Annotated in this window: 16 protein-coding genes; 14 read left to right on the plus strand and 2 right to left on the minus strand. The window is 64.4% G+C overall.

Annotated elements, in window-relative coordinates; genetic code table 11:
• Positions 1–137: 137 nt before the first annotated feature.
• The 7 genes from ntrC to gyrA all read left to right on the plus strand — a co-directional run bounded on the left by ntrC (position 138) and on the right by gyrA (position 10,999).
• Positions 138–1,580 carry a nitrogen regulation protein NR(I) gene (gene ntrC / locus I5M_RS12280; RefSeq protein WP_022721675.1) on the plus strand — a complete coding sequence of 481 codons (1,443 nt, stop codon included), beginning with the start codon at positions 138–140 and terminating at the stop codon, positions 1,578–1,580.
• Positions 1,581–1,737: 157 nt separating this feature from the next.
• Entirely contained in the window at positions 1,738–4,026 is a 2,289-nt protein-coding gene (locus I5M_RS12285; RefSeq protein WP_022721676.1) for a PAS domain-containing sensor histidine kinase, read from the plus strand.
• 15 nt (positions 4,027–4,041) lie between these two features.
• Positions 4,042–5,412, plus strand: coding sequence for a sigma-54 dependent transcriptional regulator (locus tag I5M_RS12290; protein ID WP_022721677.1), 1,371 nt, complete (start codon positions 4,042–4,044; stop codon positions 5,410–5,412).
• Positions 5,413–5,446: 34 nt separating this feature from the next.
• Positions 5,447–6,304, plus strand: coding sequence for a D-amino-acid transaminase (locus I5M_RS12295; protein WP_022721678.1), 858 nt, complete (start codon positions 5,447–5,449; stop codon positions 6,302–6,304).
• A 179-nt stretch (positions 6,305–6,483) separates the two neighbouring features.
• Positions 6,484–6,732 (plus strand): RNA chaperone Hfq, encoded by a 249-nt coding sequence (hfq, locus tag I5M_RS12300; protein ID WP_031336174.1) that lies wholly within the window; start codon positions 6,484–6,486, stop codon positions 6,730–6,732.
• 11 nt (positions 6,733–6,743) lie between these two features.
• Complete coding sequence (gene hflX, locus I5M_RS12305; protein ID WP_022721680.1) at positions 6,744–8,117, plus strand: GTPase HflX; 1,374 nt, start codon at positions 6,744–6,746, stop codon at positions 8,115–8,117.
• A 134-nt stretch (positions 8,118–8,251) separates the two neighbouring features.
• Positions 8,252–10,999 carry a DNA gyrase subunit A gene (gene gyrA / locus I5M_RS12310; RefSeq protein ID WP_022721681.1) on the plus strand — a complete coding sequence of 916 codons (2,748 nt, stop codon included), beginning with the start codon at positions 8,252–8,254 and terminating at the stop codon, positions 10,997–10,999.
• Positions 11,000–11,264: 265 nt separating this feature from the next.
• Here gyrA and I5M_RS12315 read toward each other — a convergent pair whose 3' ends face one another.
• Positions 11,265–11,516 (minus strand): hypothetical protein, encoded by a 252-nt coding sequence (locus I5M_RS12315; RefSeq protein ID WP_022721682.1) that lies wholly within the window; start codon positions 11,514–11,516, stop codon positions 11,265–11,267.
• Between the two features lie 329 nt (positions 11,517–11,845).
• Between I5M_RS12315 and coaD the strand changes: the two genes are divergently transcribed.
• The 6 genes from coaD to tgt all read left to right on the plus strand — a co-directional run bounded on the left by coaD (position 11,846) and on the right by tgt (position 16,144).
• The gene (gene coaD, locus I5M_RS12320) at positions 11,846–12,346 is read left to right on the plus strand and encodes a pantetheine-phosphate adenylyltransferase (protein ID WP_022721683.1); all 501 of its coding nucleotides are present in this window, start codon (positions 11,846–11,848) and stop codon (positions 12,344–12,346) included.
• A gap of 27 nt (positions 12,347–12,373) precedes the next feature.
• Positions 12,374–12,916 (plus strand): peptidylprolyl isomerase, encoded by a 543-nt coding sequence (locus I5M_RS12325; RefSeq protein ID WP_022721684.1) that lies wholly within the window; start codon positions 12,374–12,376, stop codon positions 12,914–12,916.
• 8 nt (positions 12,917–12,924) lie between these two features.
• A complete protein-coding gene (locus tag I5M_RS12330; protein WP_022721685.1) occupies positions 12,925–13,359 on the plus strand; it encodes a hypothetical protein in 435 nt (144 codons plus the stop codon).
• Positions 13,335–13,802, plus strand: a complete 468-nt coding sequence (locus I5M_RS12335) for a peptidylprolyl isomerase (protein ID WP_022721686.1) — start codon at positions 13,335–13,337, stop codon at positions 13,800–13,802. The genes I5M_RS12330 and I5M_RS12335 overlap by 25 nt, the downstream gene beginning before the upstream one ends.
• A 129-nt stretch (positions 13,803–13,931) precedes the next feature.
• A complete protein-coding gene (queA, locus tag I5M_RS12340; RefSeq protein ID WP_031336176.1) occupies positions 13,932–15,014 on the plus strand; it encodes a tRNA preQ1(34) S-adenosylmethionine ribosyltransferase-isomerase QueA in 1,083 nt (360 codons plus the stop codon).
• Positions 15,011–16,144 carry a tRNA guanosine(34) transglycosylase Tgt gene (gene tgt / locus I5M_RS12345; protein ID WP_022721688.1) on the plus strand — a complete coding sequence of 378 codons (1,134 nt, stop codon included), beginning with the start codon at positions 15,011–15,013 and terminating at the stop codon, positions 16,142–16,144. The genes queA and tgt overlap by 4 nt, the downstream gene beginning before the upstream one ends.
• Positions 16,145–16,196: 52 nt before the next feature.
• Here tgt and I5M_RS12350 read toward each other — a convergent pair whose 3' ends face one another.
• Complete coding sequence (locus I5M_RS12350; RefSeq protein ID WP_031336177.1) at positions 16,197–16,412, minus strand: hypothetical protein; 216 nt, start codon at positions 16,410–16,412, stop codon at positions 16,197–16,199.
• Positions 16,413–16,791: 379 nt separating this feature from the next.
• Here I5M_RS12350 and I5M_RS12355 point away from each other — a divergent pair, with 379 nt between their 5' ends.
• On the plus strand, positions 16,792–17,034 hold the full coding sequence (locus I5M_RS12355) for a BrnA antitoxin family protein (RefSeq protein ID WP_022721689.1): 243 nt from the start codon (positions 16,792–16,794) through the stop codon (positions 17,032–17,034).
• Positions 17,035–17,041 lie beyond the last annotated feature (7 nt).

The raw sequence follows: 17,041 nt of genomic DNA on the forward strand, positions 1-17,041 counted from the left end.
GTGAGTCGCAGCCGCGCAAACTACGTTCCGCGTGCTGATGCCGACGTTCAACAGCGTCAAGGCGCTCAATCCAATGAACGGCGAGGACGCGCCGGCGTCGTCTGCTGCCTCAGAGACTGCAAGATGAGGACCGAGTAATGCCCGTAGGTAGTATTCTCGTCGCTGACGACGACACCGCCATCCGCACGGTGCTCAATCAGGCGCTCTCGCGCGCCGGTTATGAGGTTCGGCTGACCGGTAACGCCGCGACGCTGTGGCGCTGGGTCAGTCAGGGTGAGGGCGATCTCGTCATCACCGACGTCGTGATGCCGGACGAGAACGCGTTCGATCTGCTGCCGCGGATCAAGAAGATGCGGCCGAACCTGCCGGTCATCGTGATGAGCGCGCAGAACACCTTCATGACGGCGATCCGCGCCTCCGAGCGCGGTGCGTACGAGTATCTGCCGAAGCCGTTCGACTTGAAGGAGTTGATCGCGATCGTCGGCCGCGCTCTCGCCGAGCCCAAGGAGCGGCTCAGCAATCAGGCCGACGAGGCCGAGATGGATTCGATCCCGCTGATCGGACGCTCGCCGGCGATGCAGGAAATCTACCGCGTGCTGGCGCGGCTGATGCAGACCGATCTGACAGTGATGATTTCTGGCGAGTCGGGGACCGGCAAGGAACTGGTGTCGCGTGCGCTGCACGATTACGGCAAGCGGCGTAATGGCCCGTTCGTCGCCGTCAACATGGCGGCGATCCCGCGCGACCTGATCGAGTCGGAATTGTTCGGCCACGAGCGCGGCGCCTTCACCGGCGCCAACACCCGTGCGTCCGGCCGCTTCGAGCAGGCGGAAGGCGGCACGCTGTTCCTCGACGAAATCGGCGACATGCCGATGGAAGCGCAGACCCGGCTGCTGCGGGTGCTGCAGCAGGGCGAGTACACCACCGTCGGCGGCCGCACCCCGATCAAGACCGACGTGCGGATCGTCGCTGCCTCCAACAAGGATCTGCGCATCCTGATCCAGCAGGGGCTGTTCCGCGAAGATCTGTTCTTCCGACTCAATGTCGTGCCGCTGCGGCTGCCCCCGCTGCGCGAGCACATCGAGGATTTGCCGGATCTGGTCCGGCACTTCTTCGCATTGGCCGAAAAGGATGGCTTGCCGGCCAAGAAGCTCGACGCCGCGGCGCTCGAGCGGCTCAAGCAGCATCGCTGGCCGGGCAATGTCCGCGAGTTGGAGAATTTGGCCCGCAGGCTCGCGGCGCTTTACCCGCAGGAGGTGATTACCGCCTCTGTCATCGATGGCGAGTTGGCGCCGCCGGCGGTGGTCTCCGGCAGCAGCGCGCCGAACACTGTGGATAACCTCGGCGGTGCGGTCGAGATGTATCTGTCCTCGCACTTCTCCGGCTTTCCCAACGGCGTGCCGCCGCCCGGTCTCTACCATCGCGTGCTGCGCGAGATCGAAGTGCCGCTGCTCACGGCCGCTCTGGCGGCCACGCGGGGCAACCAGATCAGGGCCGCCGATCTGCTCGGACTCAACCGAAACACGCTGCGGAAGAAGATTCGCGACCTCGATATCCAAGTCTATCGCACCGGCGGCTGAGACGCTGGAGCAAGTCTATTCATTGCTGACTGCGTAATCGCCCGAGCTGGAGGAGCTCGGGCGCCGCGATATTGTCGTAATTGAGCAACATTGTTGTAGGAATGCATCACCCGGCGCCCACGTTGGGGCAGCCGGCGGCATTCATTGATCATTGCAGATGACGAGCGCAGAGACGTCGAGCCAACCCGTTGACCCGTCGATCGCAGAGCCACGCTTGCGCACCTGGCGCAAGCTGCTGGCGCCGCTCGCGGTCGGCGTTGCGCTGTTCTCTGCCTTCCTGACCTTCGTCGTCCTGACCGGCCTGACCCCGATTGAGCCGACGCGCGACGTAGTGGTCACGTTCCTGCTGATCAATGGCGCGACAATCCTGCTGCTGCTGGCGATCATCGCGCGTGAGGTCTGGCAGGTGGTGCAGGCGCGTCGGCGGGGGCGAGCGGCGGCGCGGCTGCACGTTCAGATCGTCAGCCTGTTCTCGGTGATCGCGGTGCTCCCTGCGGTGCTGGTTTCGATCGTCGCCAACGTCACGCTCGACCGCGGCCTCGATCGTCTTTTCTCAGGGCCGACCCGGGCGGTGATTCAGAACTCGCTGATCGTCGCCAATGCCTATCTGCACGAGCATGCCCAGCTGATCCGTGGCGACATCATCGGCATGGCCAACGACATCAGCCATGCCCGCCCATTGTTCGATCAGGATCGCAAATCCTTCCGCGAGTACCTGAACTCCAGCGCGGCGTCGCGCAATCTGCCGGGCGCGATGATCATCGACAAAGATCGCCACATCCTGGAATCGGCACAGACAGGCATTCAGCGCGACTTCGACGTGCCGGCGCCGGAATTCCTCAAGAATGTCGATGAGAAAGAGCCGCAGATCGCGGTGTTCATCGAGGCCAACTACGTCGCCGCGGTGATCCGGCTGAAGGGCTTCGAGGACACGTTCCTCTATGTCGCGCGGCTGCTCGACCCGCGCGTCGTCGCGCAGTTGCGCCAGACCCAGGCCAGCGTCGCCGAATATGCCGAGCTCGAATCGCGCCGGCTCGGCATCCAGGTCGCGTTTGCGCTGATGTTCACCGTGATCGCGCTGACGGTGCTGATGTCGTCGGTGCTGATCGGCTTGAACTTCGCGAACTGGCTGGTGGCGCCGATCCGGCGGCTGATGAGTGCCGCCAACCTGGTCTCGACCGGCGACCTGCATGTCCAGGTGCCTGTGATGAAGACCGAGGGCGATCTGTCGCAGCTCGGCGAGACCTTCAACAAGATGACCCAGGAGCTGCGCACCCAGCGCGACGAACTGGTCAGCGCCAGCGAACTGATCGACAGCCGGCGACGGTTCATCGAGGCGGTATTGTCCTCGGCCTCGGCGGGCATCATCGGCGTCGATGGCGCGCTGTCGATCGGCATCCTCAACCGCTCGGCCGAGAAGCTGATCGGTCATTCGGAATCCGAGACCCTCGGCCATCCGCTGTCGGATGTGATCCCCGAACTCGACGAAATGATGCGTACGGCGCGCGAGGGATCGCAGCGGCTGGTGCAGGGGCAGATCACCATCACCCGCGACGGCCGCGAACGGAATCTCTCGGTCCGCGTCACGGCAGAGCAGACCGCCCACGCCCGCGACAGCTACATCATCACGCTCGACGACATCACCGAACTCGTCACCGCGCAGCGGACCTCGGCCTGGGGCGACGTGGCGCGCCGCATCGCGCACGAGATCAAAAATCCGCTGACCCCGATCCAGCTCTCGGCCGAGCGCATCAAACGCAAATTCGGCAAGGTGATCGTCGAAGACAAGGGCATCTTCGAGCAGTGCACCGACACGATCGTCCGCCAGGTCGACGACATCCGCCGCATGGTCGACGAGTTCTCGCGCTTCGCACGGATGCCCAAGCCGGTGATCGAGGGTGAGGACGTCGCCGACACCGTGCGGCAGGTGGTGTTCCTGATGCGCGTCGGTCATCCGGAGGTCGATATCGAGGCCGGTATCAAGCAGGATCCGCTGCGCGCGCGGTTCGACCGCCGGCTGATCTCGCAGGCCCTGACCAACATCATCAAGAACGCCGCCGAGGCGATCGAAGCGGTGCCGCCGGAAGAACTCGGCAAGGGCAAGATCGAAGTCGTGGCTGACCGCGACGGCGACGACGTCATCATCGATGTCATCGATAATGGCGTCGGATTGCCCAAGGAAAGCCGCTCGCGCTTGCTCGAGCCGTATGTCACGACCCGCGAGAAAGGCACCGGCCTCGGACTGGCGATCGTCGGCCGCGTGCTGGTCGATCATGGCGGCGGCATCGAACTCAACGACGCATCCGCGATCCGGCCGGGCCAGCGTGGTGCTTGGCTACGCTTGCGATTTGCGAATTCCGGCCAGCCCGTGACTCCGCCGGGCAACGCTGAACCTAACCCACAGGCCGACAACGAACCAAGGATAGCGGCCGCCTCGGGCGGCTGAACCAAGGGCGACTCAATGGCGAACGACATTCTTATCGTCGACGACGAAGCGGATATCCGCGATCTCGTCGCCGGCATTCTCGAAGACGAAGGTTTTTCGACCCGCACTGCGCGCGACAGCGATTCGGCGATGGCCGAGATTGCCAGCCGTCGGCCGCACATGATCTTCCTCGACATCTGGCTGCAGGGCTCCAAGCTCGACGGTCTGCAGCTGCTCGAGCAGATCAAGAAAGACCATGCCGAAGTGCCTGTCGTGATGATCTCGGGCCACGGCAACATCGAAACCGCGGTCGCCGCCATCAAGCGTGGCGCCTATGACTTCATCGAAAAGCCTTTCAAGTCCGACCGCCTGATCCTGGTGGCGAACCGCGCGCTGGAGAATCTGCGGCTGAAGCGCGAGGTGCGCGAGCTGAAACAGCAGGCGCCGTCGGCCTCGACGCTGATGGGCCGCTCGGCCTGCATGAACCAGCTCCGCCAGACCATCGACCGCGCCTCCAAGGCCAACAGCCGCATCCTGATCGTGGGCCCGTCGGGCTCCGGCAAGGAGCTGGCCGCGCGCACGCTGCACAACGCATCGCCCCGCGCCGACGGTCCGTTCGTGGTGATCAACGCCGCAGCGATCACGCCGGAGCGTATGGAGATCGAGCTGTTCGGCGTCGAGGCTTCCAACGGCGAGCAGTCGCGCAAAGCCGGTGCGCTCGAAGAGGCGCATGGCGGCTCGCTGTTCATCGACGAAATCGCCGACATGCCGCGCGAGACTCAAAACAAGATCATGCGCGTTCTGGTCGAGCAGACCTTCCAGCGCTCGGGCGGCACCGCCAAGGTCAGCGTCGACGTTCGTATCATCTCGTCGACCGCGCGCAATCTCGAGGAAGAAATCGCCGGCGGACGCTTCCGCGAAGACCTGTATCACCGGCTGTCGGTGGTACCGATCCGAGTGCCGCCGCTGTCGGAGCGGCGCGAGGACATTCCCGAGCTGATCGAGTACTTCATGGAGCAGATCTCGCTGGCCACCGGTCTGCCGAAGCGGCAGATCGGTCAGGATGCGATGGCGGTGCTGCAATCGCATGTCTGGCCCGGCAACGTTCGCCAGCTCCGCAACAACGTCGAACGCTTGATGATCCTGGCCGGCGGCGGTCCGGACGCGGTGATCACCGCCGACATGCTGCCGCAAGACGTGGGCTCGATGGTGCCGACGATGCCGACCGGTGCCAATGGCGAGCACATCATGGGTCTGCCGCTGCGCGAAGCCCGCGAAGCGTTCGAGCGCGACTATCTGATCGCGCAGATCAGCCGCTTCTCCGGCAACATCTCGCGCACCGCCGAATTCGTCGGCATGGAGCGCTCGGCGCTGCATCGCAAGCTCAAGGCGCTCGGCGTAGGCTGATTTCTCGTCGTCATCGCATCACCGGAAGTACTCGATGTCTCGCATCGCCTATGTCAACGGCCGCTATCGCGACATGCGCGACGCCAGCGTGAACATCGAGGATCGCGGCTATCAGTTCGCCGACGGCGTCTATGAAGTCTGCGAAGTGCGCTACGGCAAGCTGGTCGACCAGCCGCGCCATATGGCCCGCTTGGAGCGCTCGCTGCATGAACTCCGCATTGCGATGCCGATGCCGCTCGCGTCGCTGAGCGTCGTGCTGCACGAGGTTGTGCGGCGCAACCGGGTGCAGCACGGTATCGTCTATCTGCAGGTGACGCGCGGCGTTGCCCGTCGCGACCATGGCTTTCCGACCAAGCCAGTACGGCCCGCCGTGGTGGTGACGGCGCGCAGCCTCGATCCGGCGAAGGGCAAGGACAATGCGGCGCGCGGCATCAAGGTGATCACGCTGCCGGAGAACCGCTGGCCGCGCGTCGACATCAAATCGACTGCGCTGCTGCCCAACGTGCTGGCCAAGCAGGCGGCGCGTGATGCCGGGGCCTATGAGGCCTGGTACGTCGATCCGCATGGCTATGTCACCGAAGGCTCGTCCAGCAATGCATGGATCGTCACAAAGGATGGCCGGGTGGTGACCCGCTCGGCTCAGTCCGGCATTCTGGCCGGCATCACCCGCAGCGTGCTCATCGACGCATTCGAGAAGCTGCAGATTCGCTTCGAAGAACGGCCGTTCACGCCGGCCGAGGCGGCCGACGCCGCCGAAGCCTTCGTCACTGCAGCAAGTATGATCGTGATGCCGGTGGTGGCGATCGATGGTCATTCGATCGGAAACGGTAAGCCAGGCGCCGTCGCCAAGCGTTTGCGCGAGTCCTTCCACGATTTTGCAGTGCTTTCTTAAGGCGCTGTTGCAATCCCGGCACAGCTTCGGTGTTTAGCTGCTTGCTTAAACAGCATGCGTAGCCTCTAATCGGAGTTTGTCGGTTTTCAGAGGGGGAACTCAGGAAGCCGGCAACCGGTGTGAAGCCTCACAAAGAGGCGCACCCGGCAAGAAAAGACCCAAACCAGCGGGACAAAAAAATGGCGGCAGACCGCGCACAAAACCTTCAGGACACTTTCCTCAATCACGTACGCAAGACCAAGACACCTCTCACCATATTCCTGGTGAACGGCGTCAAATTGCAAGGCATTGTCACTTGGTTCGATAATTTCTGTCTTTTGCTTCGGCGCGATGGCCACTCGCAGCTCGTCTACAAGCATGCGATTTCGACGATCATGCCGGGTGCGCCGATCCAGTTGTTCGAAGGCGGTGAGGACACTGCAGCTTGAGACGGTTCTGATTGGAACCCCGTAGCTTCGGCGGAGACGCCGACCGGCCAAAGCCGGCGGAAGGGCAGACCGGCCGCGTCATCGTGGTCGGACCGTATCTGCGCGTCCGCCGCGGCGATGCCGAGGCGGACGACAGCCGGATGGTGCGTGACAACGAGGCTCGTCTCGACGAAGCGGCGGGCCTTGCGCGCGCGATCGATCTCGACGTCGCGGAAGCGGTGTTGACGCCGATCAGCCAGATCCGGCCGGCGACCTATCTCGGGAAGGGCAAGGTCGAGGATATCGCGGGTGTCATCGCCGGCCACGGCGCGGATCTCGTCGTGATGGATTGCGCGCTGTCGCCCATCCAGCAGCGCAATCTCGAGAAAGCCTGGAACACCAAGGTGCTCGATCGCACCGGCCTCATCCTGGAAATCTTCGGCCGCCGCGCCAAGACCAAGGAAGGCTCGCTGCAGGTCGAGCTGGCGCATCTCAACTATCAGCGCTCGCGGCTCGTTCGCTCCTGGACCCACCTGGAGCGCCAGCGCGGCGGCTTCGGTTTCATGGGTGGCCCCGGCGAGACCCAGATCGAGGCCGACCGCCGGCTAATCGGCGATCGCATCACACGGCTCGAGAACGAGCTGAAGAAGGTTCAGGCGACGCGACGGCTGCACCGCGCCGGCCGCAAGCGTGTGCCGTATCGCGTCGTCGCGCTGGTCGGCTACACTAATGCCGGTAAATCGACGCTGTTCAACCGCATGACCCGGGCCGAAGTGACGGCCGCCGACATGCTGTTCGCGACGCTCGATCCGACGCTGCGTGCGATCCAGTTGCCGCATGGCGGCAAGGCGATGCTGTCCGACACCGTCGGCTTCATTTCCAACCTGCCGACCCAACTCGTCGCTGCCTTCCGTGCGACGCTGGAGGAGGTGCTGGAAGCCGATCTGATCTTGCACGTCCGCGACATCAGCCACGACGATGCGGAAGCGCAGCAGCGCGACGTCGATGCGGTGTTGCGCCAGCTCGGCGTCGATGCCGAAGCGGGCGACCGCGTCATCGAGGTCTGGAACAAGATCGATCGCTTCTCGCCCGAGCAACGCGAAGAGCTGACTAACATCGTGGCGCGGCGGACCTCCGAGCATCCGTGCTTCCTGGTGTCGGCCGTGAGCGGCGAGGGGCTGGACGATCTGCTGCTGGCGATCGAAGCGCGGCTTGCGGCCAAGCGCGCGGTGCTGGAGCTGACCATCGATGCCGGCGATGGCGCCGGCGTGAGCTGGCTTCACCGAAACACAGAGGTGCTGTCCAAGGAGCTGCAGGATGGCCACTACGCCATGACGGTGCGGGTCGAAGACAACAAGCGCGACGCTGTCGTCACGCGCTTTAGCGCAGTGCCGCGGCAGGACTGAAGCGGTCTTCGGAAACTAGTCTTAAGTGCTTGGAATTTCGAGCGGAAAAACCTGCGAAAAGCGGCCCGCAAGGGTGGTTCGGCAGGTCTCGATGCGCTATATGATTCGCACCAGAATCTGACCGGATTTCACACTTGTCCGACAAAGACGACGAGAAGCCGGGGGAGCCGCAGGCGCCCTCCGACATCCGCCCCGTATCCATTCTCGACGAGATGAAGCGCAGCTACCTCGATTACGCGATGAGCGTGATCGTGGCGCGGGCGTTGCCCGACGCGCGTGACGGTTTGAAGCCGGTGCACCGGCGCATTCTCTACGGCATGTACGAGAACGGCTTCGAGTGGAACAAGCCGTATCGCAAGTCGGCCCGCACCGTCGGCGACGTCATCGGTAAGTATCACCCGCATGGCGACCAGTCGGTTTACGACGCGCTGGTCCGCATGGCGCAGGACTTCTCGATGCGCGTGCCGCTGATCGACGGCCAGGGCAATTTCGGTTCCGTCGATGGCGATATGCCGGCGGCGATGCGCTACACCGAATCCCGCTTGACAAAGATCGCGCAGTCCCTGCTCGACGACATCGACAAGGATACGGTCGACTTCCAGCCCAACTACGACGGCTCCGAGCGGGAGCCGCAGGTTCTGCCGGCGAAGTTTCCGAACCTGCTCGTCAACGGCGCCGGCGGCATCGCGGTCGGCATGGCCACCAACATCCCGCCGCACAATCTCGGCGAAGTCATCGATGCCTGTATCGCGCTGATCGACGATCCGGCGCTGTCGATCGAGGATCTCAACGCCATTATTCCGGGGCCGGACTTTCCGACCGGCGGCATCATCCTCGGCCGTGCCGGCATCCGCAGCGCGTATCAGACCGGCCGCGGGTCGATCGTGATGCGCGGCAAGGTCGAGATCGAGACCGTGCGCAAGGATCGCGAGGCGATCATCGTCTCGGAGATCCCGTACCAGGTGAACAAGGCCACCATGGTCGAGCGCATCGCCGAGCTGGTGCGCGAGAAGAAGATCGAGGGCATCTCCGATCTGCGCGACGAATCCGATCGCGACGGCTTTCGCGTCGTGATCGAACTACGCCGCGATGCGGTGCCGGACGTGGTGCTGAACCAGCTCTACAAATTCACGCCGCTGCAGACCAATTTCGGTGCCAACATGGTGGCGCTCGACGGCGGCCGGCCGCAGCTGATGAATCTGAAAGACCTGCTGAAGGTCTTCGTCGCGTTCCGCGAGCAGGTCGTTACCCGCCGCACCAAGTTTCTGCTCAACAAGGCACGGGACCGCGCCCACATCCTGGTCGGCCTCGCCATCGCGGTGGCGAATATCGACGAAATCATCAGGGTGATCCGCAATTCGCCCGATCCGAACACGGCGCGCGAAACGCTGATGTCGCGCGACTGGCCGGCAGCCGACGTCGCGACGATGATCACGCTGATCGACGATCCGCGCCACAAGCTCAATCCGGACGGCACCGCAAGGCTGTCGTTCGAACAGGCCAAGGCCATCCTCGACCTGCGCCTGCAGCGCCTCACCGCGCTGGGCCGTGAGGAAATCTCCGACGAACTCGACAAGCTTGCGCTCGAGATCGCCGACTATCTCGAAATCCTGCGTTCGCGCGCGCGCGTGCAGACCATCGTCAAGGACGAACTGGGCGCTGTGAAAGCGGAGTTTGCTACGCCGCGCAAGACGCAGATTATCGAGCAGGAAGGCGAGGTCGAAGACGAAGACCTCATCCAGCGTGAGGACATGGTGGTGACCGTGTCGCACGCCGGCTACGTCAAGCGCGTGCCGCTGTCGACCTATCGAGCGCAGCGCCGCGGCGGCAAGGGCCGCTCCGGCATGGCGACGCGCGAGGAGGATTTCGTCTCCCGGCTGTTCGTCGCCTCGACGCACACGCCGGTGCTGTTCTTCTCGTCGCGCGGTCAGGTCTACAAGGAGAAGGTCTGGCGGCTGCCGATCGCGCCGCCCAACGGCCGCGGCAAGGCGTTGATCAACATCCTGCCGCTGGAGCAGGGCGAGCGGATCACCACGATCATGCCGCTGCCCGAGGACGAGGAGTCCTGGGCCAATCTCGACGTGATGTTCGCCACCACCGGCGGCAACGTCCGCCGCAACAAGCTGTCCGACTTCGTCGATGTCCGCCGCTCCGGCATCATCGCGATGAAGCTCGACGACGGCGAAGCGATCGTCGACGTCCAGATCTGCACCGAGCGCGACGACGTGCTGCTGACCGCTGCCGGTGGCCAGTGCATCCGCTTCCCGGTGCCGGACGTCCGCGTGTTCAGCGGCCGTACCTCGATGGGCGTGCGCGGCATCGCGCTCGCCTCCGGCGACAAGGTGATCTCGCTGTCTATCCTGCGCCATCTCGATGCCACCTCGGACGAACGCGCCGCCTATCTGCGACGTGCCAACGCGGTGCGACGGGGCGGGGCGGAGGATCGGGCGGCGGTCGAGGACGAAGCCGTCAGCGCCGAGGCCGAGGATGTGTCGGCCAGCTCCATCGAGCTCGGTGAACAGCGCTACGTGGAAATGTCGGCAGCCGAGCAGTTCGTGCTGACGATCTCGGAAAACGGCTACGGCAAGCGGACCTCATCCTACGAGTACCGCACCACCGGCCGCGGCGGCAAAGGCATCGGCGCGATGTCGGTGAACAGCCGCAACGGCAAGCTGGTGGCGTCATTCCCGGTCGAGGATAGTGACCAGATCATGCTGGTGACCGACGCCGGCCAGTTGATCCGCTGCCCGGTCGAAGGCATCCGCGTCGCCGGCCGCTCGACCCAGGGCGTGATCGTGTTCGACACCGCCGACGATGAGAAGGTGGTGTCGGTCGAGCACATTTCGGAGACCGAAGAGGGCGAGGGCGGCAACGGCGGGTAGGGCGGCGATAGCTGCTCTGCGTTGTCCTTGTTACTTAGCAACTCAACTATCTACGTCATTGCGAGCCGAAGGCGAAGCAATCCAGCCCTGTGTGCGGAGCTGGATGGCTTCGCTGCGCTCGCAATGACGATGAGAATCCAGACGTCGGAATCGAAAGACCCCCGAGGGGGCATCTCGGGGGTCTTCGAGTGAGCGCTCTTGGAGGAAAGCGCCGGGGGTTCGAATTAATAACGTCGAGGCGGCGATCGGGTTTCGTGGTTCCGGATCAGCGAGCCGTGATCAGGCGGGCTTCGCTCACCGGGGCGGTGCGCGACTTGGCGTTGCGCAGGCAGGAAGCCTCGAAATTCGGCCAGGCCTGCTCGGAGCATGCGGTGCCGAGCGGGCGGATGTCGAGGCGGTCGGCCTTGGCGAGCGGAGCCGGAACGCTGGCTTCGACGCGCGGTGCAAAGCCCGGCAGAATGGTGAGGGCGGCAGCCACAAAAGCTGCGACGGTGATGGCGGAAAGAGCCTTGATCATGACGGTCCCCTGTCATTTTCGGCCTTTTGCGGCCCGGTTGTTTTGTCGCGTCCTGTTGCTGCCGGTGTAGACAGCCGCGGTTTCCGGATGTCTTCGTCACTCCCGAAAAAGCGTTTCGTCGTTCGCGACGAGTGTTTCGTCAGACCAGGACGACGAAACAATGGCGGCGAAAACCGCAATAATTTCAGTCGTCTCGCCCTGTCGCGAGTACTACGCGCGAGGTGCCGATCCGGTTCGATCCGCGCTGCGAAATAAATCCCGTCGCCGTGGCGGATCCGGCGGAACTTCCGCGACTTGCGGGCAAAACGTCGGCGCGCTAGACGGGGCGGATGTCCCGTATTGCGCTGTATCCCGGCTCGTTCGACCCGGTCACCAACGGTCACCTCGATGTCGTTCGCCATGCGGTCGCGCTGTGCGACAGGCTGGTGGTGGCGATCGGCATTCAGCCGAGCAAGAAGCCGCTGTATTCGACCGAAGAACGGCTGGCGATGGTGCGTTCGGTGTTTGCGCCGGTCGCGCAGGCGGCCGGCTGCGGTTTCGATTGCATGACTTACGACAACTTGACGGTCACGGCGGCGCAGCAGATCGGTGCCACCATCATGATCCGCGGGCTGCGAGACGGCACTGATCTCGATTACGAAATGCAGATCGCCGGCATGAACGAGACCATGGCGCCGGAAGTGCATACCGTGTTCGTGCCGGCTTCGGCCCGTGTACGCCCGATCACCGCCACACTGGTGCGGCAGATCGCTGCCATGGGCGGCGACGTTTCGGCGTTCGTGCCGGCCGAGGTCGCGTCCAGCCTCAAGACGAAATTCGCCGCCGGTTAGTCCCGGCTTTTTCGAACCGGAGTTTCCATGATCCGTCTCCTCGGCCTTTTCGCCGCGCTGGTGTTCGCGCTGCCTGCTTTCGGGCAGGCGCTGCCGGCCAATCTCGACAAGCAGAACGCCATCGTCATCGACACCAACAAGGGCCGCATCGTCATCGCGCTGCGCCCGGACATTGCGCCCAAGCACGCCGAGCGCATCAAGCAGCTCGCCCGCGACGGCTACTACAACAACGTGCCGTTTCACCGCGTCATCGACGGCTTCATGGCGCAGACCGGCGACGGCAAGAACTTCAACGGCACCGGCGGCTCGAAATATCCGAACCTCACCGCCGAATTCTCCAACGTGCCGTTCACCCGGGGCGTCGTCGGCATGGCACGGTCCAACGATCCGAACTCGGCCAACTCGCAGTTCTTCATCATGTACGCCGACGGCTCGTTCCTGAACGGCAAGTACACCGTCGTGGGCAAGGTCGTGTCCGGCATGGACGTGGTCGACAAGCTCAAGCGCGGCGAGCCGGTTGCCGATCCCGACAAGATGCTGAAGGTGCAAGTCGCCTCGGACATCAAGTAACGATCGCCATGACGCCGCGCCGACGAATGATCGTCGTCGCGCTGATCGCGGCCTCGGCCGCCGCGCCGGACGCGGCGGTCGGCCAGACGACACAGGTCACCAATCTGAAGGAGCTGTTCGCAGCGCTGAAGCAGTGCTGGCGGCCGCCACGACTGGCTCGCGGCGATCCGGGGATGCAGATCACGGTGCTGGTGAGCTTCAACCGTGACGGGGCAATCCTCGGCAGGCCGCGGATCACTTACGAAAGCGCACCGGGATCCGACAGCCTGGCCTATCGGGTCGCGGTGATGGAAACATTGCAGCGGTGCACGCCGCTGAACTTCACGGAAGGCATGGGCAGAGCCGTCGCCGGACGTCCGTTCACGCTGCGGTTCGACGACCGCAGATCCAATCCCAACAAACCAGACGAGAAGAGAGCATGGCTGACAACGACAACATCCTGATCCTCGACACCACCCAGGGCACCGTGAAGATCGAGATGCGTCCCGATCTGGCGCCGAACCACGTTGCCCGCATCAAGGAGCTGGTGCGCGAAGGCTTCTACGACGGCATCGTGTTCCATCGCGTCATCGAGGGCTTCATGGCCCAGACCGGCTGTCCGCAGGGCACCGGCACCGGCGGCTCGGGCAAGAAGCTCAAGGCCGAGTTCAACGCCGAGCCGCACGTCCGCGGCACCGCCTCGATGGCGCGCGCCGCCAACCCGGATTCCGGCGACAGCCAGTTCTTCATCTGCTTCGACGACGCCCGCTTCCTGGACAAGCAGTACACCGTCTGGGGCAAGGTGATCGAAGGCATGGAGAACGTCGACAAGATCAAGCGTGGCGAGCCGGTGCAGAACCCCGACAAGATCGTCAAGGCCAGCATGGCCGCCGACGCGGCGGCTTGAGCTGCTGGTGTCGGTTCGTCAGGCTGACGCTGCCACCTAGAAGGTGTCATGCCCGGGCTTGACCCGGGCATCCATCTTTCTGAGAGGATGGATTGCCGGGTCGAGCCCGGCAATGACTTATTTGGGAACATGCGCACCGATCTGTTCGACTTCGATCTGCCGGCGAATAACATCGCGCTACGCCCGGTGTCGCCGCGGGATTCCGCGCGGATGTTGGTGGTGCGTCCGGGTGCTCCGGTCGAGGACCGCGTCGTGCGTGACCTGCCGGACCTGCTGGCGCCCGGCGATCAGCTCGTGGTCAACGACACCCGCGTCATTGCCGCCCAGCTCTCCGGCCGCCGCATCGGCCGGGAGACCGAGCCGAAGATCGACGCCACCTTGATCAAGCGGCTCGACGGCTCGCGCTGGCAGGCACTGGTGCGGCCGGCCAAGAAGCTCAGTGAAGGCGATGTGGTCCGCTTCGGCCATGATGGCCGCGTTTGTCTGCTCGGCCATCTCGACGCCACCGTCGAGGCCAAGGGCGAGGCCGGCGAGGTCACGCTGGCGTTCACGTTCCACGGTCCGACGCTGGACCAGGCGATCGCCGAGCTCGGCGCCACGCCGCTGCCGCCCTACATCGCCTCCAAGCGCGCTCCGGACGCGCAGGACGCCGACGACTACCAGACTATGTTCGCCGCCCATGAGGGTGCCGTAGCGGCTCCCACAGCCGGGCTGCACTTCACGCCGGCGCTCAAGGCCGCGCTGGCCGCGCGCAGCGTCGGGCTGCACCGGATCACGCTGCATGTCGGGGCAGGGACGTTCCTGCCGGTGAAGGCGGACGATACGGCCGAACACAAGATGCACGCCGAGTGGGGCACGATCAGCCGCCAGACGGCCGACGCGCTGAACGCGGCCCGCGCCAAAGGCGGCCGCGTCGTCGCCGTCGGCACCACCTCGCTGCGGCTGCTGGAAAGCGCTGCGCGCGAGGACGGCACCATCGCCCCATTCGCCGACGAGACCTCGATCTTCATCACGCCGGGCTATCGCTTTCGCGCGGTCGACGTGCTGATGACCAATTTCCATCTGCCGCGCTCGACACTGTTCATGCTGGTCTCGGCGTTCAGCGGCCTCGAGACGATGCAGGCGGCGTATCGCCACGCCATTGCGGGCGGCTATCGCTTCTACTCCTATGGCGACGCCAGCCTGCTGTTCCGGAACGACGCGCGCCAATGACCGTGCCCAATCATTTCGAATTGCTCGGCAGCGACGGTGCCGCCCGCACCGGCCGGCTGACGACGCCGCACGGCGTCGTGCGCACGCCGGCCTTCATGCCGGTCGGCACCGCGGGCGCGATGAAGGGGCTGCATTGGCGCGAGGTGCGCGACGCCGGCGCCGATATCGTGCTCGGCAACACCTATCATTTGATGCTGCGCCCAGGCGCCGAACGCATCGCCGCGCTCGGCGGCCTGCAGCGCTTCACCACCTGGAATGGCCCAATGCTGACCGACAGCGGCGGCTTCCAGGTGATGTCGCTGGCGCAGTTGCGCAAAGTCACCGAGCAGGCCGTGACCTTCCGCTCGCATATCGACGGTGCCGCGATCGAGCTGTCGCCCGAGCGCGCCGTCGAGGTGCAGCTGCTGCTCGGCAGCGACATTGCCATGCAGCTCGATGAATGCGTGCGGCTGCCGGCGGAGCGCGCCGACATCGACCGCGCGATGCAACTGTCGCTGCGCTGGGCCGAACGTTGCAAGCGCGCCTTCGAGCGCGCGCCCGAGGGCCACATGCTGTTCGGTATCGTCCAGGGCGGCGACGTGCCTGAGCTGCGTCACGCCTCGGCGCATGGGCTGATCGAGCTCGGCTTTCACGGCTATGCGATCGGCGGCCTCGCGGTCGGCGAGCCGCAGGAGGTGATGCTGGCGATGATCGAGGAGGCGGCACCGATCCTGCCGCAAGACCGGCCCCGCTATCTGATGGGCGTCGGCACCCCGGAGGACATCCTCGAGGCCGTCGCGCGCGGCATCGACATGTTCGACTGCGTGATGCCGACCCGGAACGGCCGTCACGGCGTCGCGTTCACCAAATACGGACCAGTGAACCTGCGCAACGCCCGCCACGCCGACGATCCGCGTCCGCTCGACGAGTCGAGCGATTGGCCGTCGACCCGCAACTGCTCACGCGCCTATCTGCATCATCTGGTGAAGTCCGGCGAGACACTCGGCGCGATGCTGCTGTCGGAGATCAACATCGCGTACTACCAGCACCTGATGCGCGACACGCGTGCTGCGATCGCATCAGGGTGTTTCGAAGAGTTTCGGCAGCAGACGCGAGCCGGCTGGGCGCAAGGCGACATCGCCGCGCGATGACGCGTGCTGCCGCTGATTGAAAGATTTGACTACAAAGCGGTCTTCGGCCTGCTCAGTTACAGGTCATCCGCTTCATCGAATGCTTGGTGACGAAGCCGTACCCGCACGTATCGCAGGTCCACAGATAGCTTACGACATGCTCGGTCAGGAACGCAGACGCTTCAGCCGCGATCATCGAGTCGGCACAAACCGGGCAGGCGGGCAGTTCGCTGCCACGGGGGGCCGGACGAGGGGTTTTGGTCGAGACAATCTCAGCAAGCGCCGGCATCGTGACCTCCTCTTCATCCATCTCGTTCAGCTTTTGTCGATCAAGCTTCCAGCGACGAATTCTCTCGCCGTTGCGCGAAATATACACTCGGAACTCTGACGATGTCGCAACACAAATGCGTTTCTTTTGAGAAATTCGATATGGCATTGCAAACAGCGGTTACGCCGCCGCAGTCGTGGCGACGGCATCCACAACTAATCGCCACGGACGATTTCCGACTCGACTACAATCGCTTAGCGCCGAGCTCGGCCCACCAGCGGCGCAGTTTCAAGTTTGTGCGGTTGCGAGATTTTGGCGGCAACGCGGCATCGGCCCCGGCAGCCGCCGTGTCGGCAATTCGTTGTCTCTCGTTTCGTCAGCATCCTGTGAAAGGTTCGTAATGTCCCAACCGCCACGTCGCCCGCGCACGTTGAACGACGCGCGTACCGAGGCCGAAGCCGCATTCAAGAAGGCCACGACCAAGCCGGTCGAAGCACCGCCACAGCGTCAGGCACTGCCAGGCGTGCGCGAAATGGTGTCGCTGCGGATTGATCAGGCCGTGCTGGAACACTTCCAGGCCGATGGTCCGGGATGGCAGGACAGGATCAATGCCGCACTGCGCAAAGCCGCCGGCCTCGACTAGAGCTTTT

Source organism: Rhodopseudomonas sp. B29 (assembly GCF_000333455.1).
GTDB lineage: Bacteria > Pseudomonadota > Alphaproteobacteria > Rhizobiales > Xanthobacteraceae > Rhodopseudomonas.

Excerpts from the sequence above, each read along its gene's own strand:
- ntrC (WP_022721675.1), top strand. The coding sequence starts at position 138 with ATGCCCGTAGGTAGTATTCTCGTCGCTGACGACGACACCGCCATCCGC.
- I5M_RS12285 (WP_022721676.1), top strand. The coding sequence starts at position 1,738 with ATGACGAGCGCAGAGACGTCGAGCCAACCCGTTGACCCGTCGATCGCA.
- I5M_RS12290 (WP_022721677.1), top strand. The coding sequence starts at position 4,042 with ATGGCGAACGACATTCTTATCGTCGACGACGAAGCGGATATCCGCGAT.
- I5M_RS12295 (WP_022721678.1), top strand. The coding sequence starts at position 5,447 with ATGTCTCGCATCGCCTATGTCAACGGCCGCTATCGCGACATGCGCGAC.
- hfq (WP_031336174.1), top strand. The coding sequence starts at position 6,484 with ATGGCGGCAGACCGCGCACAAAACCTTCAGGACACTTTCCTCAATCAC.
- I5M_RS12315 (WP_022721682.1), bottom strand. The coding sequence starts at position 11,516 with ATGATCAAGGCTCTTTCCGCCATCACCGTCGCAGCTTTTGTGGCTGCC.
- coaD (WP_022721683.1), top strand. The coding sequence starts at position 11,846 with ATGTCCCGTATTGCGCTGTATCCCGGCTCGTTCGACCCGGTCACCAAC.
- I5M_RS12325 (WP_022721684.1), top strand. The coding sequence starts at position 12,374 with ATGATCCGTCTCCTCGGCCTTTTCGCCGCGCTGGTGTTCGCGCTGCCT.
- I5M_RS12330 (WP_022721685.1), top strand. The coding sequence starts at position 12,925 with ATGACGCCGCGCCGACGAATGATCGTCGTCGCGCTGATCGCGGCCTCG.
- I5M_RS12335 (WP_022721686.1), top strand. The coding sequence starts at position 13,335 with ATGGCTGACAACGACAACATCCTGATCCTCGACACCACCCAGGGCACC.
- queA (WP_031336176.1), top strand. The coding sequence starts at position 13,932 with ATGCGCACCGATCTGTTCGACTTCGATCTGCCGGCGAATAACATCGCG.
- tgt (WP_022721688.1), top strand. The coding sequence starts at position 15,011 with ATGACCGTGCCCAATCATTTCGAATTGCTCGGCAGCGACGGTGCCGCC.
- I5M_RS12350 (WP_031336177.1), bottom strand. The coding sequence starts at position 16,412 with ATGCCGGCGCTTGCTGAGATTGTCTCGACCAAAACCCCTCGTCCGGCC.
- I5M_RS12355 (WP_022721689.1), top strand. The coding sequence starts at position 16,792 with ATGTCCCAACCGCCACGTCGCCCGCGCACGTTGAACGACGCGCGTACC.